The 24,243-nt window shown below is 64.3% G+C and carries 15 protein-coding genes and 1 tRNA gene; 5 read left to right on the top strand and 11 right to left on the bottom strand.

The genetic code is table 11. The features are described 5' to 3' along the window. Positions 1 to 355: 355 nt before the first annotated feature. Entirely contained in the window at positions 356 to 4,975 is a 4,620-nt protein-coding gene (gene gltB / locus BLU29_RS12430; RefSeq protein ID WP_091058430.1) for a glutamate synthase large subunit, read from the bottom strand. A 633-nt stretch (positions 4,976 to 5,608) separates the two neighbouring features. On the opposite strand from gltB, the gene BLU29_RS12425 reads away from it, so the two are divergent. Beyond that, a tRNA-Pro gene (locus tag BLU29_RS12425) sits at positions 5,609 to 5,685 on the top strand. A gap of 100 nt (positions 5,686 to 5,785) precedes the next feature. On the opposite strand, the gene BLU29_RS12420 is transcribed toward BLU29_RS12425, so the two are convergent. From BLU29_RS12420 to BLU29_RS18070, 4 genes are all read right to left on the bottom strand, one after another. Further along, positions 5,786 to 6,913 (bottom strand): tyrosine-type recombinase/integrase, encoded by a 1,128-nt coding sequence (locus BLU29_RS12420; RefSeq protein WP_091058428.1) that lies wholly within the window; start codon positions 6,911 to 6,913, stop codon positions 5,786 to 5,788. A gap of 1,024 nt (positions 6,914 to 7,937) precedes the next feature. Beyond that, complete coding sequence (locus tag BLU29_RS12410; protein ID WP_091058422.1) at positions 7,938 to 8,525, bottom strand: hypothetical protein; 588 nt, start codon at positions 8,523 to 8,525, stop codon at positions 7,938 to 7,940. A 456-nt stretch (positions 8,526 to 8,981) separates the two neighbouring features. Further along, a complete protein-coding gene (locus BLU29_RS12405; RefSeq protein ID WP_091058419.1) occupies positions 8,982 to 9,419 on the bottom strand; it encodes a DUF3592 domain-containing protein in 438 nt (145 codons plus the stop codon). A 58-nt stretch (positions 9,420 to 9,477) separates the two neighbouring features. Next, on the bottom strand, positions 9,478 to 9,744 hold the full coding sequence (locus BLU29_RS18070) for a hypothetical protein (protein WP_157693828.1): 267 nt from the start codon (positions 9,742 to 9,744) through the stop codon (positions 9,478 to 9,480). A 347-nt stretch (positions 9,745 to 10,091) separates the two neighbouring features. Between BLU29_RS18070 and BLU29_RS12400 the strand changes: the two genes are divergently transcribed. The 3 genes from BLU29_RS12400 to BLU29_RS12390 all read left to right on the top strand — a co-directional run bounded on the left by BLU29_RS12400 (position 10,092) and on the right by BLU29_RS12390 (position 13,714). Continuing rightward, the gene (locus BLU29_RS12400) at positions 10,092 to 11,111 is read left to right on the top strand and encodes a dipeptide epimerase (protein ID WP_091058395.1); all 1,020 of its coding nucleotides are present in this window, start codon (positions 10,092 to 10,094) and stop codon (positions 11,109 to 11,111) included. 2 nt (positions 11,112 to 11,113) lie between these two features. Then, a complete protein-coding gene (locus BLU29_RS12395) occupies positions 11,114 to 12,211 on the top strand; it encodes a glycoside hydrolase family 3 protein (protein WP_157693827.1) in 1,098 nt (365 codons plus the stop codon). 456 nt (positions 12,212 to 12,667) lie between these two features. Next, on the top strand, positions 12,668 to 13,714 hold the full coding sequence (locus BLU29_RS12390) for an N-acetylmuramoyl-L-alanine amidase (protein WP_091058389.1): 1,047 nt from the start codon (positions 12,668 to 12,670) through the stop codon (positions 13,712 to 13,714). Between the two features lie 49 nt (positions 13,715 to 13,763). Here the strand turns inward: BLU29_RS12390 and BLU29_RS12385 are convergent, their stop codons facing one another. The 4 genes from BLU29_RS12385 to BLU29_RS12370 all read right to left on the bottom strand — a co-directional run bounded on the left by BLU29_RS12385 (position 13,764) and on the right by BLU29_RS12370 (position 17,713). Then, complete coding sequence (locus BLU29_RS12385) at positions 13,764 to 14,051, bottom strand: hypothetical protein (RefSeq protein ID WP_091058387.1); 288 nt, start codon at positions 14,049 to 14,051, stop codon at positions 13,764 to 13,766. Further along, positions 14,048 to 14,257 (bottom strand): hypothetical protein, encoded by a 210-nt coding sequence (locus BLU29_RS12380; protein ID WP_091058384.1) that lies wholly within the window; start codon positions 14,255 to 14,257, stop codon positions 14,048 to 14,050. Before BLU29_RS12380 ends, BLU29_RS12385 begins: the two co-directional genes overlap by 4 nt. A gap of 973 nt (positions 14,258 to 15,230) precedes the next feature. Further along, positions 15,231 to 16,745, bottom strand: coding sequence for a family 10 glycosylhydrolase (locus BLU29_RS12375; protein WP_197677706.1), 1,515 nt, complete (start codon positions 16,743 to 16,745; stop codon positions 15,231 to 15,233). Between the two features lie 77 nt (positions 16,746 to 16,822). Beyond that, positions 16,823 to 17,713 (bottom strand): N-acetylmuramic acid 6-phosphate etherase, encoded by an 891-nt coding sequence (locus BLU29_RS12370; RefSeq protein WP_091058378.1) that lies wholly within the window; start codon positions 17,711 to 17,713, stop codon positions 16,823 to 16,825. Between the two features lie 55 nt (positions 17,714 to 17,768). Here BLU29_RS12370 and BLU29_RS12365 point away from each other — a divergent pair, with 55 nt between their 5' ends. After that, positions 17,769 to 18,884, top strand: a complete 1,116-nt coding sequence (locus BLU29_RS12365) for an anhydro-N-acetylmuramic acid kinase (protein ID WP_091058376.1) — start codon at positions 17,769 to 17,771, stop codon at positions 18,882 to 18,884. 262 nt (positions 18,885 to 19,146) lie between these two features. Here the strand turns inward: BLU29_RS12365 and BLU29_RS12360 are convergent, their stop codons facing one another. After that, positions 19,147 to 20,376 carry a hydrolase gene (locus BLU29_RS12360; RefSeq protein ID WP_091058374.1) on the bottom strand — a complete coding sequence of 410 codons (1,230 nt, stop codon included), beginning with the start codon at positions 20,374 to 20,376 and terminating at the stop codon, positions 19,147 to 19,149. A 397-nt stretch (positions 20,377 to 20,773) separates the two neighbouring features. Continuing rightward, positions 20,774 to 23,674, bottom strand: a complete 2,901-nt coding sequence (locus BLU29_RS12355; RefSeq protein WP_172830258.1) for a TonB-dependent receptor — start codon at positions 23,672 to 23,674, stop codon at positions 20,774 to 20,776. Between the last annotated feature and the right edge of the window lie 569 nt (positions 23,675 to 24,243).

Genomic DNA, 24,243 nt, shown 5'->3' with positions numbered 1-24,243 from the left:
AAGGAAGGCATTTTACAGGAGATAACTGAGGAAGAATTAAATCTCTGTTCTCTCTGTTAGCTCCTGTGAAAAAGAATTTGTTTGGGATTAGTTGCTACCGACGCGGGAGAGGTCGACGGGCAGTTCGCGGAGATACTCGATGAAGCCGGTTGGTTTACCCATGGGATGGAAAAGGCTGAAGGACTGAAGGGCTGAATGGCTGAAACATGGGGAGCGGAAGTGCGGAAACGGCTGGAAGACTGAAAGCCTGAAGAGATGAAGGGTTAGAGCCCGGATTGTGAAGCATGGGGTGATGACAAAGATCTGGAAGAATCATGGTTTGTTCAGCCATTCAGTTTTTCAGTCCTTCAGCCCTTTAGTTGCCGCCAACCCGCGACAGGTCCCGCGCGTTTTCCTCGAAGGCGGACATGATCGCCTCGTCGCCGGTGAGGCCGGACGCCTGGGCGCGCTCGATGCAGGCGAGCATGCGCTTGTAGTCCTTTGGCATCACCTTGACGAACTGCGGGACGAACTTGTCCCAGTTGGCCAGGATGACCTTGGCGCGCTCGCTCTTCGTGTAGTCGAGGTGCTTCTGGATCATCGCCTTCACGAGGGCGATCTCCTTGGCGTCGGTGAGCTTCTCGATGCCGACCATCTGCGGGTTGACGCGGCCGGTGAAGTCGCCCGCCTCGTCGAGCACGTAGCCCACGCCGCCGGACATGCCGGCGCCGAAGTTGCGGCCGGCGCGGCCGAGCACGACGACGTGGCCGCCGGTCATGTATTCGCAGCCGTTGTCGCCGATGCCCTCGACCACGACGGTGGCGCCGGAGTTGCGGACGGCGAAACGTTCGCCCGCCATGCCGCGGATGTAGGCCTCGCCGGCGCTGGCGCCGTAGAAGGCCACGTTGCCGATGACCATGTTCTCCTCGGCCTTGAAGGTCGCCTTCGCGTCGGGGAAGATGATGAGCTTGCCGCCCGAGAGGCCCTTGCCGAAGTAGTCGTTGGCGTCGCCCTCGATGGAGAGCGTCATGCCGCGCGTGACGAACGCGCCGAAGCTCTGGCCGGCCGAGCCCTTGAACTTGAAGCGGATGGTGTCCTCGGGGAGGCCCTTGGCGCCATGCTTCTTGGTGACCTCGCCGGAGGTGATGGTGCCCGTGACGCGGTTGACGTTGCGGATCGGCAGCTCGGCGACGACCTTCTCGCGGTTCTCGATGGCGGGCTTGGCCAGCGCGAGCAGCGTGGTCATGTCGAGGGAGCGATCGATGCCGTGGTCCTGCTTCTGCGAGCAGAAGCGGCCGACCTCGGGGCCGACGTCCGGCTGGTAGAGGATGTTGGAGAAGTCGAGGCCCTTGGCCTTCCAATGGTCGACGGCCTTCCGGGCCTCGAGGCGGTCGGTGCGGCCGATCATCTCCTCGATGGTGCGGAAGCCGAGCGACGCCATGAGCTCGCGCATGTCCTCGGCGATGAACCGCATGAAGTTCACGACGTGCTCGGGCTTGCCGGCGAACTTGGCGCGGAGCTGCGGGTCCTGCGTGGCGACGCCGGCGGGGCACGTGTTGAGGTGGCAGACGCGCATCATGATGCAGCCGGTGGCGACGAGCGGCGCGGTGGCGAAGCCAAACTCCTCGGCGCCGAGCAGCGCGGCGATGATGACGTCGCGGCCGGTCTTGAGCTGGCCGTCGGTCTCGACGGCGATGCGCGAGCGGAGGTTGTTGAGGACGAGGGTCTGGTGGGTCTCGGCGAGGCCGAGCTCCCACGGGAGGCCCGCGTGCTGGAGGGAGGTCTGCGGCGAGGCGCCGGTGCCGCCGTCATAGCCGGAGATGAGCACGACGTCGGCGTGGGCCTTGGCGACGCCGGCGGCGATGGTGCCGACGCCGACCTCGGAGACGAGCTTCACGGAGATGCGCGCGTCCTTGTTGCCGTTCTTGAGGTCGTGGATGAGCTCCGCGAGATCCTCGATGGAATAGATGTCGTGGTGCGGCGGGGGGGAGATGAGGCCGACGCCGGCGGTGGTGCCGCGGGTCTTGGCGATGGTCGGGTAGACCTTGGTGCCGGGCAGCTGGCCGCCCTCGCCGGGCTTGGCGCCCTGGGCCATCTTGATCTGGAGCTCGCGGGCGTGGACGAGGTATTCGCTCGTGACGCCGAAGCGGCCGGAAGCGACCTGCTTGATGGCGGAGTTCTTGGAATCGCCCTGCTCGTTGGTCCAGGTGAAGCGCTCGGAATCCTCGCCGCCCTCGCCGGTGTTGGACTTGCCGCCAATGCGGTTCATGGCGATGGCGAGCGTCTCGTGCGCCTCCTTCGAGATGGAGCCGTAGGACATGGCGCCGGTCTTGAAGCGCTTCATGATCTTCTCGATGGGCTCGACCTCCTCGAGCGGGACCGCGGGGCCGGCCTTGAAGTCGAGGAGCGAGCGCAGCGTGCAGAGGTTCTTGCCCTGCTCGTTGACGAGCTTGGCGTAGGCCGCGTAGGCGGGCTTGGAGTTCTGGCGGACGGCCTTCTGGAGGGCGTGCACCGACTCGGGCGTGAAGAGGTGGGCCTCGCCGCTGGAGCGCCACTGGTAGAGGCCGCCGACGGGCAGCACGTGGCCGTTCACCTGGCGGTCCGGGTAGGCCAGGCGGTGGCGCATGAGGATCTCCTGCGCGATGACATCGAGACCGATGCCGCCGACGCGCGAGGGCGTCCAGGTGAAGTAGTGGTCGACGACGTCCTGGCGCAGGCCGAGGGCCTCGAAGACCTGGGCGCCGCGGTAGGACTGGATGGCGGAGATGCCCATCTTCGACATGACCTTGATGACGCCCTTGGAGGCGGCCTTCACGAAGTTGGCGCAGGCCTTCTTGTGGTCGATACCGGAGAGCATGCCCTCGCGGATCATGTCGTCGATCGTCTCGAACGCGACGTAGGGGTTGATGGCGCTGCAGCCGTAGCCGATGAGCAGGGAGAAGTGGTGCACCTCGCGGGCGTCGCCCGTCTCGAGCACGAGCGACACGCGGGTGCGCAGGCCCTCGCGGATGAGGTAGTGGTGCAGGCCGGCAACGGCGAGCAGCGACGGGATCGGCGCGAATTCCTTGGTGACGCCGCGGTCGGAGAGGATGATGACGTTGACCTCCTCCTCCTCGATCATGCGGCGGGCCATCATGGAGAGCTCCTCCATGGACTTGGCCAGGCCCTTCTCGCCGCGGGCGACGCGGAAGAGGATGGGCAGCACGCCCATCCTGAGGCCAGGGAGGTTGGTGCGGCGGATCTTGGCGAACTCCTCGTTGGTGAGGACGGGCCACTTCAGCTCGACGCGGCGGCAGGCCGTGGGCTGCGGGTTGAGCAGGTTGCCCTCGGAGCCGAGGCGGGTCTCGTGCGAGATGACGATCTCCTCGCGGATCGAGTCGATCGGCGGGTTGGTGACCTGGGCGAAGAGCTGCTTGAAATAGTCGTAGAGCAGGCGCGGCTTGTTGGAGAGCACCGCCAGCGCGGCGTCGTTGCCCATGGAGCCGACGGCCTCGACGCCGTCCTTGGCCATCGGGGCGATGATGACGCGCTCGTCCTCGAAGGTGTAGCCGAAGGCGATCTGGCGCTGGAGGAGCGTGGCGTGGTCGGGCGTCTCGACGGACGGCGCCTCGGGGAGGTCGCTGAGGTGGACGAGGTGCTGCTTGATCCAGTCCTGGTAGGGCTGGGCGCCGGCGATGGTGCGCTTGATCTCCTCGTCCTCGATGATGCGGCCCTGGGCGGTGTCCACGAGGAACATGCGGCCCGGCTGGAGGCGGCCCTTCTGCACGATGTCCTCCGGCGGGAAGTCGAGCACGCCGGCCTCGGAGGCCATGACGACGGTGCCCTGCTTCGTGACGTAGTAGCGCGCCGGGCGGAGGCCGTTGCGGTCGAGGATGGCGCCGATCTGCGTGCCGTCGGTGAAGCCCATCGCCGCGGGGCCGTCCCACGGCTCCATGAGGCAGGAATGGTATTGGTAGAACGCGCGGCGCTGCGGGTCCATCGACTCGTGGTTGGACCACGGCTCGGGGATGAGCATCATCATCGCGTGGGCCAGCGGGCGGCCGGCGAGGACGAGCAGCTCGAGGGTGTTGTCGAACATCGACGAGTCGGAACCGTTGGGGTTCACGATCGGGATGATCTTCTTGATGTCGTCGCCGAAGACGGGGCTCTCGAAGAGCGCCTGGCGGGCGTGCATCCAGTTGATGTTGCCGCGGAGGGTGTTGATCTCGCCGTTGTGCGCGAGGTAGCGGTAGGGATGCGCGCGCTCCCAGCTCGGGAAGGTGTTGGTCGAGAAGCGCGAGTGGACGAGGGCGAGGGCCGACTCCATCGCCGGGTGCTTCAGGTCGGGGAAGTAGTTGTCGACCTGGTCGGTCGTGAGCATGCCCTTGTAGACGAGGGTGCGCATCGAGAGGCTGGCGACATACCAGGCCTCGGCGCCGGCGATGGTCGAGGTACGGATGTCGTTGTAGGCGCGCTTGCGGATGACGTAGAGCTTCCGCTCGAAGGCCAGCTCGTCGAAACCGTCGGGGCGCGCGATGAAGCACTGGCGCATGAACGGCTCGGCGGACTTCGCGGTGTCGCCCAGCGAGGCGTTCTTGACCGGCACGGTGCGCCAGCCGAGGAAGGTGCAGCCCTCGGCCTGGACGACCTGCTCGAACTTCTCCTCGACCTTGCGGCGGACGGTGGCGTTGCGCGGGAGGTAGATCAGGCCGACGCCATACTGGCCGGCCTCGGGCAGCGTGAAGCGCAGGGAGGCCTTGCAGCCCTCGGCGAAGAACCTGTGCGGGACCTGGAGGAGGATGCCGGCGCCGTCGCCGGTGTTGACCTCGGCGCCGCTCGCGCCGCGGTGGTCGAGGTTGCGGAGGATCTGCAGGCCGTCCGCGACCATCTGGTGCGACTTGCGCCCTTTCATGTCCACGATGAAGCCGACGCCGCAGGCGTCATGCTCGAACCAGGGGTCATAAAGGCCTTGCTTGCCGGGGCGGCCGGCGGGCGCGGAGTCGTGGGATTGGGACATGGAAAGGGTGGCGGGCGGAACACAGCTTCAACTGTGCCATGCAGTCGCGCCGGAACCCCGTGGTTTCAGCCGTGCATTGAAGCACAATCAACGGGCCGCCGGGGCGCTCCTTGCAACCATGTTTTTTGGACCGAACCGGCACAGTGACGCGGTGCATCCGGGCGCTGCGAGCGGAACTGTGCACCCGAGGGGCGGCGGGCGAATCCTGTCATAAGCCCGCGGGCAGTTGTGGGAGGGGTTTTATACCCCGACCAGGTGGGCGCCGGCTTCCAGCTCAACGCTTTCTCCGGGTGGCGCCGGGCCTCGCATCGGCCCCGGAAACGCGCCGAAACCCCGGTTCCCTGCGCGGCCGGAATGATCAATGATACATGATACCAATGGCCTCAAGCGACTACACTCTACACCAAGGTCGCCAAGACCGCGAAGCAGACCCTGCGATGGGCAATATCTCTGCGTTCTTTGCGGCCTTCGTGTAAAAGCTTTGGGTGTTTGGTATTAGGCGCTGGCCCGGGCGGTTTTGGCCGCGTTTTGCCTCCCGGGGAGGAATTTACGCCGGCGGAATATTTTGGTTGCTATCCCCCCGGCCTTTGAGGTCTCTTGACCGCTCTTTTCCGGTCGGACCGGAACTGAAATCGGGACGTAGCTTAGCCTGGTAGAGCGCTTGCTTCGGGAGCAAGAGGTCGAGAGTTCGAATCTCTCCGTCCCGACCATTTTCAAGTGGTCGACAATTCGCGAACAGAGAGGGCCTAGACGCGACTAAACGCGACACGCAGAGATAATTGCAAGATTCAAGTGCTCTGCCTCTGCACGTCATGAGGCGACAACGTGCGACCCGTCACGACCCCCGTTTAGACACGTATCTGGACACGTTTCAGGACACGCTGCCGGGACAGGCGCGAGCTTGGCGACAGCGGAGGCAAGAGGCAGTTGGGCCACGTCCGTATAAAGCTTCATCGTCAGACTCATTTCGCTGTGCCGCATGAGTTCCATCACCACGCGAGGGAGTGCACCGCTCAGAGTGAGGTTCGTGCCGTAGGTGACCCGCAGCGAATGAAAATCGAGCCGCCGCCCGCGCCCGTCGAGAAAAGGGACGCCCGCAGCCTGCAAATCACGCTGGAGCGTATCGACGCGGGGCACTTGAGCAAAGACCGGCGTGAACGGCGCGGCGTCAGGAGGACGCATAGAACGAAGCATCGCAGCAAGGTCCGGGTGCAGGGGCAGAACGGCCTCCTTGCGGTTTTTCGTGGTCGAAGCCCGTGCACGGACGAACGGCTCAGCGGCGTCCAAATAAATGTCACCCCACTGCAGGCAGAGCAGTTCATTGCGACGCAGACCGGTGTAAGCGGCCGTGAAATAAACGGCTCGACGGGAGGGAGGTGACACGTTGAGCAGGGCGGCCAGTTCGGCGGCGCTATAGCTCCGTCGAAACTGGCCGCACAGGCCTTTCGTGTTTACCCGCTCGACGTGAGAGAGCGGGTTTTCCAGAGCGAGGCGCTGACGGACGAGCCAGCCGAAGAAGGAGTTGAGCGCACCGAGCAGGTCGTTGACTGTTTTGGGATGCAGCGAACACCGCACGCGCCACTCAGAGAACGATCGAGCAGTTACATCGGGGAGCAGCTTCCAGCCACAGAGCGTGAAACCTCTGCGCATGTCCTTCCCGTATTTCTTGACTGTGTTGGGCGCCCGACCCCGGGCCTTCATGTCGTCAAGGAACGACTGCAGTAGATCCAGCAGAGGCTTAGCCAGGGCCTCCCGCACCGTCCTGGGGGGAATGAGCCCCATGTGCTCCTTCTCCCGTTCAATCGCGATATAGTGCAACTTACCTTGCGCAACGTGACGGTCAGTCGTGCCGAGGGGAAACCGGGACAATTGCAGCTCGTGGCTGAGTTGCAGTTTGCCCCAGTAGAGACGCCCGCGCCGGTAGACGTGACAAATCATTGGCTGGGTCTCTGCGCCACAAGCTTAGCGACATAGCCCTCCAAATCGGAGAGCAAAACGCGGGACGAGTGGTTGATTTTCACCGGGTGGGGAAATTTCCACTGGGAAATCAATCGCTCGAGAGTGCGACGTGAAACGTTGAGCCGACGAGCGGCTTCGTTGAGAGTCAGGAGGTGTTGAACCTCCGAAGAATTTTCAGTAGCCATGACAGAACCTTGGTCGAGAATTAAGGGCCAACAGCGGGATGCCAGCAGGCCACAGGACTGCGCTCCGCCGTTCTCGACCACTTCCGGACGGCTTGGCACCGCCGTTCTTACATGGCAACTCTTCGAATATGAAGCGCGGTTCGAAACTGCACATTGCTGCCGCTGTGTCAATTCGCGACCGGTTCCGTCACAGCCAAAAGCTAAAATCAATTCATGAAGGCGAGTTTGGAGGCATTGTCCCATAGTATACAAGGTTAACGTTCGCGCTCCGCGCTCCTGCCCGCCTCCGGCGGGCCAATATGCTGTTTGAAGGCATTGTCCCATAGTATCCAAGGCAGCGGCTCCGTAGGCCGCGACAATTCGCGACAGCGCACACGAAGGGGGGACTCCCTCCAATTTTGGATTGGCCCGGCCAAGGCAGCTAAAACAGGCCGGGACGGTCACCCCCGTGCGGCGTGATCTAGGACCCGCTGCCTCGGGCGAAAGACCGCGCGAAGGCACAAATCTGGACACACTCGGAAAATCGAAAATCGTTTCTGGCTGAAGCGCGGGCACTTGGAAGGAGGTGTCGAAAATTCGAATCTCTCCGTCCCGACCATTTTCAAGAAAACGCACTGAGGCGACTTAGGGCGTTTTTTTGTGACTACTCACGACGTATCAGAGGGCTTGTGAGTTTTGGCCAGAACGACTGTTTGCGACGCGAGAAGTCAGTGAGAGACCTTAAACGAACTGAATCCGTGTGCGATCTGTGTGCAAGGTTAGCCTAACGTTGATGTCAGCCAGTCGGGCCGAAGGCCAGAAATGTCTGCGGAGATTGGTTAGCCCTTCTCATCGGGTAAATGGAAGACGATTGGTTCCAGCATAGTCTCTCCAATCTTCCATATCTCATCCCAATCTTTCACCAATGCTCCGATAGAGTAAACATAGACTAATCCAGCAGGTGGGATGGCTCGGACGATGGTGCGCACTCGATACTTTTCTTTCGGGTGCGGAGCATTTGGCAGATACATGTCACCTTCTATAACGAAGACCTGCATCGTCTTATCTTTATTCTGAATCACCTTCTCAAAGGTAGGTTTACCCAGTGCCTTGATTTCCTTCGCGGTATCCGCCCAAAGCTGAAGCGACGAGAAATAGGCATCCTTCCACTCTTTTTCGCTGTGGCATACCACGGCGTTTAGGGTGAATCCTGAGTCGTATCCGCCACGCGCATTGAATTCTGGACTGATCGTGACAGTTTGCGCGGGCCGATTGTTTTTTTCGCGCCACTGCCAACCGTAGGGCACCTGCAACACAACACACGCTTTGGAGAATTCTTGCCACTTAAAACCGGGTGCTGCTTTGGGCAGATCTTCAGCAATTAGTGCAACGGTCAATAGAATGAACAGCAGGATGGCGCGTTTCATGGAAATTGGCTAACGTTAACGATGTGTCATGGCAGGGTGCAGCCCTGACATTGGCACTGGCATATGGTTCGGCATCTTCATTTGGTTCTCCCGACTGGTCTTGTAGCGAGGAACAGCATCAGAGCACTGACACCAACCGACAGGATAGCCAAAAGCCAGAAGGCAACCGGCGAGCTCTCCCGCGTGGCAATGAGTGTTCCGTGTCTACCGAAGGCCTTTCCGGTCCACAACTCGCCAATCGCGGGAATCGCGAACAAGACACCAAGAAGACCGAAGAGCGCACGAAAACCGACTATGCCACGACGGGGCGGGCGACTTTCTTCCTTCGCATGAGCCACCGGGAGCGCCCCAATTTCACCGCGTGGTAAATCTTTGCTCATCTTATTGTGCTAGATCAACGTTACGGTGAACCAGCTCGGCTTGGCGAGCGTGGTTCCGTCGAGTGGTTGGGCACCTTCATTTTGTGGAGCGAAAGAAACAGGCCATGCCTATCGCTCCGGTGATCAGAAAACCAGAAAAGATGTATAGGACGATGACCTCAGCGTATGAATCGGACCATTGATCAATGACGGCGTTATATGGATTGCTTGGATCGAATCGCACTGGAATTTCACCACCAACCTCGAACACCTGATTATTCCACCTGGCTTCCACGCCAAACCGAACGTCACGACCGAACGTGTCAGAAAACACGATTCGTGGGTTATAGTAGAATCCATCGCCTTCGGCCGGGAGCGTTTCGTAACACTCGACTCTTCCTTTTGTCTTTGTCCACCGAGCAAGCCGTCGCTTCTTAAGTGCATACCAACATGCGCCGACAACACCGACGACAACGCCAAAACCGCCGATTAGCGCGGGAATCGTGATACCCCAGTCAGTGTCCCAGAGATTCATTGCCCAACGTTGATTTCATCCGCGCCGGCCGAAGGCCAGCGGCGGATGCGAGGATTGGTTAGGCATCGGGTTCAGGGTCGAGGGCATCGAAAAACCACTCAATGCGAGTGCAATTCGCACAAACCAAAACACACGCTTCATGGTCGGTCCACTCCGTGCCGGATAACGAGCTCGCAGCGGTATTCAGTGAAGCTTTTCGCTTCCGAAACAAAACGTTTTCACAGTGGAGACATTTGACAACCTTGCCCGCCGCTCGAAACGACTGCGCCTTTGGACCGACGGCGAGCGACTTGGCTGCGGCTTTCAAACCAGCGACGATATTCATTGGATAATTGGGATCGTGCCTAACGTTGATTAAACCAACCGGGGTTGGCTTATCCAAATCGACAAGGCCCGGCAGTTAAATTGATTGTGCGGTTTCACTGATGTAAAACTACGAGAGTTGGCCTAATCAATAATAGGCCGTTCGGCTTAATTAGTTATTTGGGCAAAGGGCAACTTCAGGCGTTGCATGCACGTTGGCCCACGTGAACACCACTTGAAGGCAGCTTGGCCAGCGCCTCGCCGAGGGCAAGCTGGGAAGCATCCGTATGGATTTTCATTGGGCACTTGGGGTCGAGCCGGCGATGGACTTGCAAGATTCCCCGCCCGCGGCACCCTCCGGTAATAGCCATGCGACTGCGCCATTATCCCTACACGCTCGAGCTGGCCCACGCCTTCACCATCGCCACGAGTTCGCGCACGACCACCCCGGCGGTGCTGGTCGAACTGGAGCACGACGGTATCACCGGCTACGGCGAGGCCGCCATGCCCCCCTATCTCGGCGAGTCGCAGGAGAGCGCCGCCAGGTTCCTCAATTTGTTCGACGCCGCGGCGGTCACGGACCCCTTCAAGCTGGAGGAAATCCTGCCGCGGATCGACGCCCTCGCCCCGGGCAACACCGCCGCCAAGGCCGCCCTCGACATCGCCCTGCACGACTGGATCGGGAAAAAACTCGGCGTTCCCTGGCACCGGATCTGGGGCCTCGACCCGGCGAAGACCCCCGTCACCTCGTTCACCATCGGCCTCGATACCGCCGAGGTCGTGCGCCAGAAGACCCGCGAGGCCGCACCCTACAAGATCATCAAGGTGAAGCTCGGCCGCGACACCGACCGCATGATGATCGAGGCCATCCGCTCCGTCACCGCCACGCCCATTACCGTCGACGCCAACCAGGGCTGGACCGACCGGAACGAGGCGCTGAAGAAGATCGAGTGGCTCGCCACCCAGGGCGTGCTCTTCATCGAGCAACCCATGCCGAAGGCGCAGCTGGACGACACCGCCTGGCTGCGCGAACGCAGCCCCCTGCCCCTGATCGCCGACGAGAGCTGCCAGCGGCTCGCCGACGTGGCGCGGCTGCGGGGCGTGTTCGACGGCATCAACATCAAGCTCATGAAGTGCACCGGCCTGCGCGAGGCGCACCGGATGATCACGCTCGCCCGCGCCCTCGGCCTGAAGGTGATGCTCGGCTGCATGACCGAGACCTCGTGCGCCATTTCCGCAGCCGCGCAGCTCTCGCCCCTGGTCGACTGGGCGGATCTCGACGGCGCGGTGCTGATCAAGAACGACTGTTTCGACGGCGCGACGATCGTGGACGGCAGGATCACCCTGTCCAACCAGCCCGGCATCGGCGCCGTGAAGCGCCCCGGATGAACATGGCTGCTGCCCCCACCCTGCGCGAAAAGATCGGCCAGCTGCTCCTCGTCGGTTTTCGCGGCGCGGTCCCGGCCGAGTGCGATGTCATCGTCCGCGACATCCGCGAGCATCACATCGGCAGCGTCATCCTGTTCGACCAGGACATGGCCGGCCCCCTTCGCCAAGGCTCCGGGGGCCAGGGCGACACAGTCGATAGCGGCGGCCCGCGCTCCCGCAACATTGTCTCGCCCGACCAGGTCCGTGCGCTGCTCGCCCACCTGCAGGCCCAGGCGGCGGTGCCGCTGCTCGTGTCGATCGACCAGGAGGGCGGTCGCGTCAACCGGCTGAAGCCCGCCTATGGCTTTCCCGCGAGCGTTTCCCACGAGGAACTCGGCCGGCTCGACCAACCGGCGGAGACCTACCGCCAGGCGGCGCTCACGGCGTCGACCCTCGCGGACCTCGGCATCAACCTGAACCTCGCGCCGGTGGTGGACCTCGACGCCCACCCTGAAAACCCGATCATCAAGGGCAAGGGCCGCAGTTTTTCCCCCGACCCGGAGGCGGTCGCCCGCCACGCCGCGGAATTCGTCAAGGCGCACCGGGCGCACGGCGTGCTGTGCTGCGCCAAGCATTTTCCCGGCCACGGCAGCGCGACCGGCGACACCCACCTCGGCCTCGTCGATGTCACGGCCACCTGGCACGAGCGGGAGCTGATTCCCTTCCGCCGGCTGATCGCGGCCGGCCTGTGCGACGTGGTCATGAGCGCGCACGTCATCAACCGCCGGCTCGATCCGGAACACCCCGCCACCCTGTCCCGGGCCGTGCAGACCGGCCTGTTGCGCGACCAGCTCGGTTTCCAGGGCGTCCTCATGAGCGACGACATGGAGATGAAGGCCATCGCCAGCCACTACGGCCTGGAGCAATCCGTGCTGCTCGCGCTCGAGGCGGGCATCGACGTCCTGTGCTTCGGCAACAACCTGCGCTACGATCCCGCCATCGCGGGGAAGGCGGCGGGGATCATCGCCCGCGCCGTCGAGTCCGGCCGGATCCCGGCGGCCCGCATTGACGCCTCCTACCAGCGCGTGCTCGCCCTCAAGCGCCGGGCAGGCCTCGCGTAGTGGTCCGCTTGATGCAGGGCGGGCTTTATGCCCGACATTCACGCGACGTGTCGGGGATAATACCAAACACCCAAAGCTTTTACACGAAGGCCGCAAAGAAGGCAGAGATGTTTCCCCTCGCAGGATCTGCTTCGCGGTCTTGGCGACCTTGGTGTAGAGTGTAGTAGCTTGAGGCGATTGGTATAAAGCCCGACCTACATCAAACTGTAGGAGGGGCTTTACGCCCCGATGGAATGATATGCCCGCCGGCAGAATCGGGGCCTAATACCAAACACCCAGAGCCTTTACACGAAGGCCGCTAAGAACGCAGGGATATTTCCCATCGCAGGATCTGCTTCCCGGCCTTGGGTAATGGGTCAGCGCGCTCCACCTCGGTTGCCGGTTCCGCATCGCATCGCGATCCCGGACATTCGCGATTGAGCCGGACGGGTTGCCCGGCTTTCCTCGGGCACCCCTATGAACCGCCGCTACCGTTCAATCAGCCAAGCCGCCCTGATCCTGAGCCTGCTCGCCCTGACCGGCTGCGCGCTCTTCAACCGGCCGGGCCGCCCGCTCACGCGCAAGGGGGACGAGATTGTCGTCGCCGGCCAGCTCTTCCACACCGGCACGAAGGTCGTGACCTGGATGGATCCGGGCGGTTACGACGCCTACCGCGTCGAGCGGCGCTTCGCGCCCTTCGCCGAGAGCGACTGGGACAAGACGATCGCCGCGCTGCCCAAGTTCGGGTCGCCCAACCGCTACAGCCTGCGGCAGAAATCGCTGACCCCGGAGGAAATCGAACTCCACCGTGGCGGCGGCTGGGACCTGCCGGCGCTGCAGCGCGTCGTGGACCAGTTCGTCCTGCACTACGACGTGGCGGGCATCAGCAGGTATTGCTTCAACACCTTGCAGGACCACCGCGACCTGAGCGTCCACTTCATGCTGGATCTCGACGGCACCATCTACCAGACGCTCGACCTCAAGGAGCGCGCCCGGCATGCCACGATCAGCAACGACCGCTCCATCGGCATCGAGATCGCGAACATCGGCGCCTACCCGGCCAAGGAGCGGCAGCCGCTCGACGACTGGTATCCGCGCGACGCCAAGGGGCAGCCCTACATCAAGGTGCCGGAGAAGCTCGGCGACCCGATGTTCCGCACGCCGGGCTTCACCGGCCATCCCGCCCGGCCCGACCCCGTGCACGGGGTCATCCAAGGCGAGGCGCTCGAACAATACGACTTCACGCCGCAGCAATACGCCGCGTTGATCCGCCTCACCGCCACGCTCTGCAAGGTCTTCCCGAACATCACCTGCGACTACCCCCGCGACGCCAAGGGCCGGCTGATCCCGCAGAAGCTGGCGGACGACGACCTCGCGAAATACCACGGGGTGCTCGGCCATTACCACATCCAGACCAACAAGACCGACCCGGGCCCGGCCTTGCAGTGGGACAAGGTTATCAACGGCGCCCGCCGGCTGCTCCGGTTGCCGACGCTGCCCGAGGGCGCGCCCGGTGCGCCCTAGAGAGCCTGTTAAATAAGAGTGAGGTTGCCCTGATCTGATGAACCGCCGGCTAACCGCGCAGCAGATTTCTTAACGGAGCCTGTCGGGCGGAACGCACATACAGAATCCGCAGGGTGTCGCCCCGGATGGTGTAGGTGACATGATATTTGAACCGCTTCAGAAAACCGCAACGGACGCCGGGCGCGATCTCCGGACATGACGCGGGAAACCGGCGGGTGCGCCCCTCCCAAGCCTGATACTCATTCAAGAACTCCCGGCCTAATCCGGCTTCGGTTTGCAGATAGCGCGCCGCCGCGATCAACTCCGCCTCCGCCAGCCGGTTGAAGCTCGCCTTCACCGCAGACCCGCCCGGGCCCGCTTGATCACGGTGGCCGAGGGAGTGCCCTCGTCACCATCGATATCCATCTGCAATGCCCGCAATGCGCTTACCGTCGCCAGTTCAATCTGCTCCAGCCGGCTCCGGATCTCCGCACCCGCGAGTTTGCGCCCCGCCGCCCGGTGACCACGGGTGGAAGCAGGCTTGGGTGCGACAGCGGAAGGCATGAATCTGGGATAGTTTTCCTGCTTCAAAAAGCAAGTGCGGCTTCCGGCAGAGCCGCGGGCCAGGGTGTGTCTTCCAACCTCCGAAAAGAACCACTAATGGGATTTCACCAAGGGTGAAATCCACGGAAACCGCTCCGGCTGATCGCCTGCGCGGTGGGTTTCGGGGGCCCGCTAATCGCGGGCAGAGAGGGCGGCGATCAGCCGCCCCCTGAACCTGTCGGCGGAGGCGATCAGCCGGAGCAGTGAAAGTAGATTCCGCCGCTGGCGGAATCCTTTTAGTGGTCCCCCTTCCGAGCTTAGAAAACACTCCCTGGCACTACTCCGTTAGGTTCCAACACACCCGTCGCTCCGCGCCATCAGCCGTCGCCGGGCCTGTGGCCGACAGGCCCCTCGCCAGAGGGGATTATCGCCGGCGTTGGTTTGGGTCCCCTCTGGAGAGGGGTGCCCGGCAGGGCGGGGGTGTCGCTCGAGGCATCATATACCTGACGGAGTAGTGCCAGGCCTCGAAACCGAGGCCTGGCGTATATCAGGGAAAATCGAGCCGGATCAGAACCGGATTTTCAGCCGCAAAAGAACGCAAGGAGCACAAAGACCATCCATTCAGCTGCGCTTCTATTGCGCTCCATGGGTTCTTTCGCGGCTACATCTCATACCAATTACCAATCGGTATCGGATTTTTCACGCGAAGGTCGCCAAGGACACAAAGCACCCAATCATTTGAGCATGAATCTACTCTGCGTTCTTTGCGATCTTGGTGTAAAGTCTCATCCCAAATCGTAATCGGTATCAGGTTAAACCGCTCCAGTGTCCCGTCAGATAAGTTCGCTGCTTAATCTCAAGAGACCAATTCCCGAATGTAGGAGCCTGCTTGCAGGCGATTTTGACCCGCGGAGCCATCCCCACGCCTGAATCGCCTGCAAGCAGGCTCCTACAATATGAACCGAACTTGTCTGATACCGCTCCAGCGGCGCGCTCAGCGCGCAACGATCCCCGGCAGGGTGACGCGCGCGCTTTCGTTGCCCAGCCGGTCCACCGCCGAGACCACCAGGTTCTCCGTGGCGGCGGCCGGAATCAGGTTGGGGCCGGCCGGCAGGATGGAGAATTTCCACGCCCCGTCCTGCTGGCGCCAGAGGGCATAGCTGGCCGCGGGCTTGCCCGGGGTCGGAAGGATGGCGACCGCGCCGGATTTCTGCCGCTTCAGCTGGGGGACCGCGGGCGGGGTCGCGTCGAGCCACGGTGTGGCCGGCACGAGCGCCTCGTCTGCATAGGCGGCCACCGCCAGCTTTTGCGCGATGCCGTGGCGGTCCTCGAGCAGCGCCACCATGCTGTATTGGATGTGGCCCGTGAAGCGCGGATCCGCGCGGACGAGGCTGATCTGCCTGAGGATGTCCTCCGGGGTCCAGCCCTTGGGCGCGTCGCCGATCGCGCTCGTGTAGAGGCCGGGCCAGACGTGGCGCTGCATGGTGTTCTGCCGGGCCCAGTAGTCGAGCAGCGTGCCGAAATCCTGGCCTTTCTGACCCGCGCGCCAGTAGAGCTGCGGCGCGAAGTAATCGAGCCAGCCCCGCTGGAGCCAGAGCTCCGCGTCGGCGTAGAGCTTGTCGTATTGGCTGAAGCCCTCGATGCCGGGCGGCCGGCGGTCGGGCCGGCCGAGCCCGAAGGGACTGATGCCGAATTTCACCCACGGTTTGAGGGCGTGGACGTGGGCGTGCAGCTGCTCAATCAGCTGGTTGACGTTTTCCCGCCGCCAGTCCGCGCGCTCCAGCTTGCCGCCGGCGGCACGATAGCGTTGCCACGAGGCGTCATCCGGAAAATCCACGACCGGCGCCGCCTCCCCGGGTGCGAGCTTTTTGCCCTTGGGCAACGGGGCCGGGATGGGATACGGATAAAAATAGTCGTCGATGTGGATCCCATCCACGTCGTAGCGCCGGACCACGTCATCAACCACCGCCAGCGTGCGCTGGGAGGCGAATTCGTCACCCGGATCCATCCACCAGAAGTCGCCATAGCGCTTCACCGAGTCCGGGTGCGTCCGGGCGATGTGCGTCGGCGCGAACGCGGACTTCGCCTTGTCGTGCCGGGCGCGGTAGGGATTGAACCACGCGTGCAGCTCGAGGCCGCGGCGGTGCGCCTCGGTGATCCACTCCTGCAACGGATCATACAGCGGGGCCGGCGCGACACCCTGGGTGCCGCTGAGGTATTCGGACCACGGCTCGAGCTTCGACGGGTAGAGCGCGTCGGCGGCCGGCCGCACCTGCAGGATGACGGCGTTGAATTTCAGGGCGCGGGCCCGGTCGAGCAGCGTGATCATCTCGGCGCGCTGCTGCGCCACCGGCAGCCCGGTCTGCGACGGCCAGTCGATGTTGGCCACGGTGGCGACCCAGACGGCGCGGAACTCGCGCGGCGCCGGCGGCGGGGCGACCACCGTGCGCAGGGGCGTCACGCACCCGGCGAGAAGGACCACCAGCCCGGCCAAGAGACACCATCCCATGGTAGGGCGAGTCGTCCCTGACGAGCCGCACGAACGCCAACGGCTCATCCAGAGGATTCGCCCTACCTTCACCACGCTCATTTCTTCGCCTCCCCGAGCGCCTGCCGCACGCTGCCGGCGGCGCGATCGAGGGCGGCCCGGGCGGCCGCCACATCCGACTTCAGGCGCAGCGCCACGATGGCGGTCTTCACGTGGTAATTGCACTGCTCGAGCACCGCACGCGCCGCGGCCTCGTCGGCCCCGCTCGCCCGCACCGTGAGGGCCAGCGCCCGCCGGTAGAGCTTGGCGTTGGTCGGGAGCACATCGACCATCAGGTTGCCGTAGACCTTGTGCAGCCGGACCATGATGGAGCTGGAGAGCGTGTTGAGCGCGATCTTCTGGGCGGTGCCGGCCTTGAGGCGCGTGCTGCCGGAAATCGTCTCGCTGCCGGTGGCGAGCGTGATGCCCACCGCCGCCGCGCGCGTGACCGGCGCATCGGGATTGTTGGCGATCCCGATGGTCAGGGCGCCGGCGGCCTGGGCCGCTTCCAGCACGCCAAGGGCATAGGGCGTGGCGCCCGAGGCCGCGAGGGCGATGACCACGTCCTGGGCCGTCGGGGCGAGCGCCCGCAGATCCGCCGCGCCCTGGGCCCGGTCGTCCTCCGCACCCTCCACGGCCTCGAACAGCGCCGGCTTGCCGCCGGCGATCAGCGCGAGGGCGCGCGCCTTGGGCCAGCCGAAGGTCGGGAACAGCTCCACGCTGTCGAGCAGGCCGAGGCGGCCCGAGGTGCCGGCGCCGGCGTAGATGAGCCGGCCCCCGGCCGCGAGGCGCGGGACGGCCGCGTCCACCGCCCGCGCGAGCGCGGCGGCGGCGGCGTGCACGACGTTGGCGGCGTGGACCTGGTCGGCGGTGAACGCGCCCACGAGTTCTTCGGTCGGATAAAGATCCAGATCGGGATGCTGGTCGCTGGGAGTTTCAGTCGGGAGCATGGCGGGGGATTCCTGGGTTGCGGCGGCCGGACCGGACGCTCATTGAAAGGAGGCCTTGAAACCGGAACTCTTCATCGGCGCGCTCTCGGGCACAAGCATCGACGGCATCGACGTGGCGCTGGTGCGCTTTGACCCGCAGCCCGCCCTGGTGGCGTCGCACTCCCTGCCCTACCCGGAGGAATTGCGCCGGGAGCTGCTCGCGCTGGGCACGCCGGGGGAAAACGAGATCGACCGCCTGGGCCGGGCCGACGTGCTGGCCGGCCGGTGCTTCGCGCAGGCCGTCAATGAACTGCTGGCCAAGGCGGCGCTGCCGCCCGAGGCCGTCGGCGCCGTCGGCAGCCACGGCCAGACCATCCGCCACCGCCCTGCCGGTCCGGCGGCCTTCACCCTGCAGATCGGCGACCCGAACGTGATTGCAGCCTTGACCGGCATCCCGGTCGTGGCGGACTTCCGCCGCAAGGACATGGCGCTCGGCGGCCAAGGGGCCCCGCTGGTGCCGGCGTTTCACGAGGCGGTTTTCCGCGCGGCGGGCCAGGACCGCGTGGTGGTCAACATCGGCGGCATCGCCAACCTGACCGTGTTGCCCGGGCGGGCGGACGCGCCGATCGCCGGTTTCGACACCGGCCCCGGCAACACGCTCATGGATGCCTGGAGCCGCCGGGTGCTCCAGCAACCCATGGATCGCGACGGCGCTCTTGCCGCCCGCGGCCGCCTCGCGCCCGCGCTGCTCGCCGCCTTGCTGGCGGATCCTTACTTCAAGAAAACGCCGCCCAAGAGCACGGGCCCGGAATATTTCTCGCCGGCCTGGCTGGAACGGCACCTGACGGCGGCCGGCTCCGTCGCCGACGCCGATGTGCAGGCCACGCTGCTGGCGCTCACGGCGCAAACAATCGCCACCGCCATCCGGCAAGCCGCGGGGACGGATGCTCCCGGCGTCTTTGTCTGCGGCGGCGGGGCGAACAACCCCGCCCTGATGGCCGCGCTGCGGGGACTGCTGCCCCGCGCCGCGGTGGACCGGACCGATGCGCTCGGCGTGGCCGCCGGTTGGGTCGAGGCCATGGCGTTCGCCTGGCTCGCGCGCCAGCGCTGGCACGCCCAACCCGGCAACTCCCCGGTCGTCACCGGCGCGCAGCGCCCGGCGGTGCTCGGCGGCCTGTTCCTGCCGGAGTAATACCAAACACCCAAAGCCTTTACCCGAAGGCCGCAAAGAACGCAGAGATATTTCCCAGCGCAGGATCTGCTTCGCGGTCTTGGCGACCTTGGTGTAGAGTGCAGTAGCTTGAGGCGATTGGTATAAGATTGCCGAAATGGAGGCGGGACTATCAGTCCCGTTTTGGATGGCTGGTCTCCGGACCAGCCGAGGCCGGTGCGGAGACCGGCCCTCCACCGGCAACCCGCGGGACTGATGGTCCCGCCTCCAACCAAATGGAATCTCAGCCCCCATGGCCTGCAGCCGCCGGCAGCGAAATCTCGCCCGTCGCCAGCCGATGCAGAAACAGCGCGACGTTCTGCGCCCGCGGGGCGATCGTCGCGATGCGGCAGAATTCGCGCGTGCTGTGCAGGTGGTCGCCCTCGGGCCCGATGCCATCAAAGCACGGCAGCCCGGCGGCGCCGAGGAAGTTGCCGTCGGAGGCGCCGCCACCGTGGACCCAGCCGAACGGCTTGAGGCCGACATCCTGCGCGGCCCGCTGGAACTCCGGGAACAAGGCGGCCTCGGTGGGATGATTCTCCTTCGGCGGCCGGTTGAGACCGCCGATGAGCTCGAATGTCACACCCTGCGCGGCCCCGGTCTCGCGGGCCAGGGTTTCCAGCCGGGCGAAGAGCGGTGCCTGGTCCGCCAGGCGCGTGATGCGGAGGTCGAGCTCGGCCTGCGCGAAATCCGGCACGACGTTGGTCGCGGCGCTGCCGCCGCGAATGTTGCCGACGTTGACCAGCACGCCCGGCATCTCCGCCGGAATCTTCGCGGCGGCGAGCAGGAATTCCGCGAGGCCGAGGATGGCGTTGCGACCGTCGTTCGGGATCTTCGCCGCGTGCGCCGCGCGGCCGCGGCAGATGGCCGTGATGCCGCCCGTGCCCTTGCGCGAGTGGATGATGTCGCCGCTGGGGCGGGCGGGCTCGAAGACAAAGCCGAAATGGTTGCGCCGCGCGGCGGCCTCGAACATCGCCCGCGTGCCGTGCGAACCGGTCTCCTCGTCGGGCGTGAGCAGCACCTCCCAGCCGAGGTTGGCGGCCGACGGCGTCTGTTCAAAGGCCTCGAGCGCGGCCAGCAGCACGACCAGGCCGCCCTTCATGTCGGTCACGCCCGGGCCGTTGAGCGTCCCGTCGTCAAGCCACCGGCAGGTCTGAAAGGCATCGTCCGCGGCGTAGACGGTGTCGTAGTGTCCGCAAAGGAAAACCTGGCGGGCCGCGAACGGACGCAGGCGGAAGCGCAGCGCCTTCGCGCCCGGCGGGTTGAAGCCCGGGGCGTCGGCGGAGAGCTCCTCGAACGCGGCGGCCGGAAAGGCTGCGCTGAACACGGCGCGCAGCTCGGCCGCCATGCGGGCGAGTCCGGCGGCGTGCTGGGAACCGGAGTTGATGTTGGCCCAGCGCTCGAGCAACGCGGCCAGGGCCGGGGTGCGGGTCGAAAGCGCAGTGATGACGGGAGGAACGGATACGGAAGACATCGATTTACAGGAGGTCGCAGAGAGCGCAGAGATCAAGCGTTGGCTCCCGGCAGGATGAGCCGGGAGACGACGTCGGTGAGTTTGGATTCGTGGTCAGCAAACGTCCTGCAGGGTCGGCGCTTGTCGCCGGACCGGTCCGCCGGCAAGCGGCGACCCTACATTCCAATGCATCGTGCAGATTCATGACTGGGGAGTGATTTGATTTCTCTGCGATTTCTGCGTTCTCCTGTGAATCTGGATCAGGATTTCGCGAGCGCGCCGCCGGGGAGCGTGACGTGCAGGGGACGCGGCGGCGGCAAACGCCAGACCGGGGCGGAAGAGGCGCTTCATGCAGGAGAGAAGCAAAGGGGCGATCCGGAAGGACCGCCCCTGCGTGGATGAGATCAAGGCCCGAAGCTCAGAAGAACTTGTATTCCGCGGACAGGACGAAGGACCGGCCGCGCGGGTCACCCACGCGCGGGTCCCAATCGCTGCCCGCACCCGAGTTGGTGTCGTAGTAGGCGGAGAACGGCGGGTTGGTGTTGAAGAGGTTCTTGATGCCGGCGACAAGGGTCAGGTTCTTGATCAGGCCCGTGTAGCTGGCCGTCAGGTTATAGAGCGTGTAGGAAGCGACCTTGGGGTTCCAATTCGGCGGGAGATAGGTCCCGAGCCCGATGTTGCCCTCCGGGTTGTCCATGTAGCCGGAACGGTAGATCTGGGTGAGCGTGAAGGCCCAGTCCTTCCGGCGGTAGTTCAACGCGAGGGTGGCCTTGTATTTGATGCCCAGATCGCTGAAGCGGGTGAACCGGCCGACCTCGGTGGGACCGAACGGGGTGGAGGCGAGGATGCGCGACTTCTTCACCAGCAGGTCGCCGAGATCAAAGTCCGCCGAAACCACGCCGCCGAACAGATCCTGATTGGCGTGGGCGCCGAGCTCGATGCCTTCCGTGAGCGCCTCGCCCGCGTTGATATAGGTGTCGTCGATCGTGTTGAGCACGCCGCTGGCGTCGCGGATCAGGCGGTCGGGGAACAGGGTGTAATTGGCCAGGATGGTGGAGACGGAGAGCGTGGCAATCGTGCCCTTGCGGTCGATGCTCCACCAGTCCGCGCTGAAGCTCAGGTGCTTGTTGGGGGAGATAACCACGCCCACCGACTTCATCCGCGCGGTCTCGGGGTTGAGGCTGGACTCGCTGCCCGTCCGGACGTTGTAGCTGTTGACCACATTGCCGTTGGTCGGATCAACGATCGCGGAGGAACCCGGCTGCGTGATCGCCGGGAAGTATTCCTGCGCGAAGGTCGGCACGCGGAAGCCGGTGCTGTAGGAACCGCGGAAAAGCAGCCATTCGGCCGGCTGGATGCGCAGCGTATACTTCGGGTTGGTCGTGGTGCCAAACCCGCTGTAATTATCGGTGCGCACGGAGGGATTGAAGTCGACGCCTTTGATGACGGGAATGTCGAGTTCGGCGAAGACCGCCTTAACCGTGCGGGTCAGCGTGCCCAGCGTGGCGTTGGAATTGTCAAACGGGGCGTTGGCAATCAGCGCGGCGGCCGTGTTGGCGTTCGGGCGTTGGTCACCAGCCAGGGTAAATCCCTCCTTGGCGTAATCGACGCCCAACGCCGCCTGCAGGTCGCCGGCGGGCAGTTTCCACACCGGACCCGTGGCGGAGGCGTTGAAGTTGTCGGTCGTGTAGGTGCCGCCGTAAAGTTTCACGCCGGCGGCCGAGACGGCCGCGAGCTGCTGCAGGGCGGAATCGGTCTGGGTGAAGGAGAAGGGATTCAGCACACCGGTGTTGATGAGGTTCGCCAGCCCGGCCGTGTAATAATAGCCGCTGGTCAGCACCGAATAGCTCTTGCTGCTGGCCCGGGAAAGACTCGCGTTGTAATCCCAGTCCTTGAGGAACGGCACCGGACCCTCGGCCGAAACCAGCGCGCGCCAGGTGTCGCTCTGGGTGGAGTATTCCCGCGGTCCGCCCGGGTAAAGGCGCCAGCGGAAGGTCATGGGGAGGCCGTTGTTGCCCGCCAGCTGGGGGAAGGCCGCGACCAGGGTGTTGAACACCGCGGCATAGCCGGGCGCCGTGCTCGGATAGGCGAGGCCGGCGAGCGGATTGGGCACGAGCGTGCCGTTGGGCAGGGACACCGTGCTGGTGGTCTGGGCGGACGTGATCTGCTGCGCGGAGAAATACTTCGTGGACTGCGACCGGCCGAAGAGCCCTTCGAACCGGAAGATCGTGTCGCCCACCTTGTAGGCGGCCGAGGTCACCAAATTGGTGTTCTTCACCGGCTGCTGCAGGGCGGCGGTCACGCCGGTGTCCATCGTCGCACCATACTTGGTGGAGGCATTGGACCAGAGTTGATAATCATACGGATACATCCCGGTGCCGGCGAGGGCGCCCGCCCCCTGCAGCACGAGGGTGTTGACCGTGGAGACCGACAGCCCGATGGTGGGATCAAAGAAGCTGCCCTTGCTGGTGGCGCCGCTGAGCACGTTGGAGAGCGTGGTGAGTCCGGAGAGGGTGGCGAACGGGGTGCCGCGCGTATCGGCCGAGATGCCGCGGTCCGGCTGCTGGGTGTTGACCCAGGAGCGCTGGCTGCCGAGGAGGCGCGTGTTGTCGGCATACGACAGGGAGGCCATGACATTGAACTTGTCCTTGTTCAGGTTGCCGTAGCCGCCGACGATGGACGCCCGGTAGATGTCGGCGCCGCCCTCCTGGGTGACGTCGAAGCCGGTCTTGACCGCCAGGCCCTGGTAGTCGTCCTTGAGGATGAAATTGATCACGCCGCCGATGGCGTCGGTGCCGTAGATGGACGAGGCGCCGTCCTTGAGCACCTCGATGCGCTTGATGGCCTGCACGGGGATCGAGTTGAGGTCGACGGTGCCGCCGCCGTTCAGGCCGTGCTGGGCGACGCGGCGGCCGTTGACGAGGACCAGCGTGGCGTTGGAGCCCTGGAAGCGCAGGTTGGCTCCCGTGGAGCCGTTGATGCCGCGGGTCGCGGCGCCGCCGGTGGCGACGTCGGAGTTGCTGGCGAGGTTGTCCAGGGAATTGCCGTTGATGTTCAGGTTCATCACCATTTGTTCGACGCTGGTGACGCCCTGCTGGTCGAGCTCGGCGGGAGTGATGATGTCCATCGGCACGGCGCCGTAGTCGGCCACGCGCTTGATCAGGGAGCCGGTGACGACCAGCTTCTCCAGCTTGACCGGTTCATTCGCGGTGTCGGCCGGGGCGGTGGTCTGGGCCGCGACGGAGGGAGCCAGGAGGCCGAACAGAACGATGCCGAAGCATGCGGGGATGGCCTGAATCAGGCCCAGACGACGAGACATGGGTTTGCTCATAATGATGTAGTATTTCCACCGCGGCGAAAACGCGCCGCGGCCAGAAGGTGTGTTGGTGAAGGCTAGGGACGAAAAAACGACTAAGGGCTTCCCCATGCCTTGACAAAGAAATTCCTGTCCCTCTCCGGATCGCCCGGCGCGGTCCCCGCAAGCCACACTCTTTTGTGGCGGAATTGTCAAATTACCCATCATTTCTACCTACTCCTCCGATCCTCCACCCACCCTTCTCGGCGGCGGCGGCGAGAGACCGTAGGCCACGCGGAACGTCCCGGCGGACTTCGCCGTCTCGACGGCGTTCTGAGAATGAAGCCTAAGGCAGGTTTTAACGCAGAGGACGCAGAGGTTTTCCCGCGGATTACACGGATGACCGCGGATAAACAATCCATCCAAGCCCTCTGTCATTTTGAGCATAGCGAAGAATCCAGCGGGATGTGCGCTATCATCTGTCGTTACGGATCCTGCACTCCGTTCAGGATGACAGGCATAGCAGATTCATCCGCGTTAATCCGTGTAATCCGCGGGAAAACCTCCGTGTCCTCCGTGTTTAAACAAATCCG

Origin of the sequence: Opitutus sp. GAS368, from assembly GCF_900104925.1 — a bacterium.
In the GTDB taxonomy this organism is placed as follows: Bacteria; Verrucomicrobiota; Verrucomicrobiia; order Opitutales; family Opitutaceae; genus Lacunisphaera.
Note: the sequence above shows the minus strand (reverse complement) of the source record. Positions and strands in the feature narration are given on the sequence as shown.

Excerpts from the sequence above, each read along its gene's own strand:
- BLU29_RS12360 (WP_091058374.1), bottom strand. The coding sequence starts at position 20,376 with ATGTCTTCCGTATCCGTTCCTCCCGTCATCACTGCGCTTTCGACCCGC.
- BLU29_RS12420 (WP_091058428.1), bottom strand. The coding sequence starts at position 6,913 with ATGATTTGTCACGTCTACCGGCGCGGGCGTCTCTACTGGGGCAAACTG.
- BLU29_RS12355 (WP_172830258.1), bottom strand. The coding sequence starts at position 23,674 with ATGTCTCGTCGTCTGGGCCTGATTCAGGCCATCCCCGCATGCTTCGGC.
- BLU29_RS12390 (WP_091058389.1), top strand. The coding sequence starts at position 12,668 with ATGAACCGCCGCTACCGTTCAATCAGCCAAGCCGCCCTGATCCTGAGC.
- BLU29_RS12400 (WP_091058395.1), top strand. The coding sequence starts at position 10,092 with ATGCGACTGCGCCATTATCCCTACACGCTCGAGCTGGCCCACGCCTTC.
- BLU29_RS12380 (WP_091058384.1), bottom strand. The coding sequence starts at position 14,257 with ATGCCTTCCGCTGTCGCACCCAAGCCTGCTTCCACCCGTGGTCACCGG.
- BLU29_RS12405 (WP_091058419.1), bottom strand. The coding sequence starts at position 9,419 with ATGAATCTCTGGGACACTGACTGGGGTATCACGATTCCCGCGCTAATC.
- BLU29_RS12375 (WP_197677706.1), bottom strand. The coding sequence starts at position 16,745 with ATGGGATGGTGTCTCTTGGCCGGGCTGGTGGTCCTTCTCGCCGGGTGC.
- BLU29_RS18070 (WP_157693828.1), bottom strand. The coding sequence starts at position 9,744 with ATGAATATCGTCGCTGGTTTGAAAGCCGCAGCCAAGTCGCTCGCCGTC.
- BLU29_RS12410 (WP_091058422.1), bottom strand. The coding sequence starts at position 8,525 with ATGAAACGCGCCATCCTGCTGTTCATTCTATTGACCGTTGCACTAATT.
- BLU29_RS12395 (WP_157693827.1), top strand. The coding sequence starts at position 11,114 with ATGGCTGCTGCCCCCACCCTGCGCGAAAAGATCGGCCAGCTGCTCCTC.
- gltB (WP_091058430.1), bottom strand. The coding sequence starts at position 4,975 with ATGTCCCAATCCCACGACTCCGCGCCCGCCGGCCGCCCCGGCAAGCAA.
- BLU29_RS12370 (WP_091058378.1), bottom strand. The coding sequence starts at position 17,713 with ATGCTCCCGACTGAAACTCCCAGCGACCAGCATCCCGATCTGGATCTT.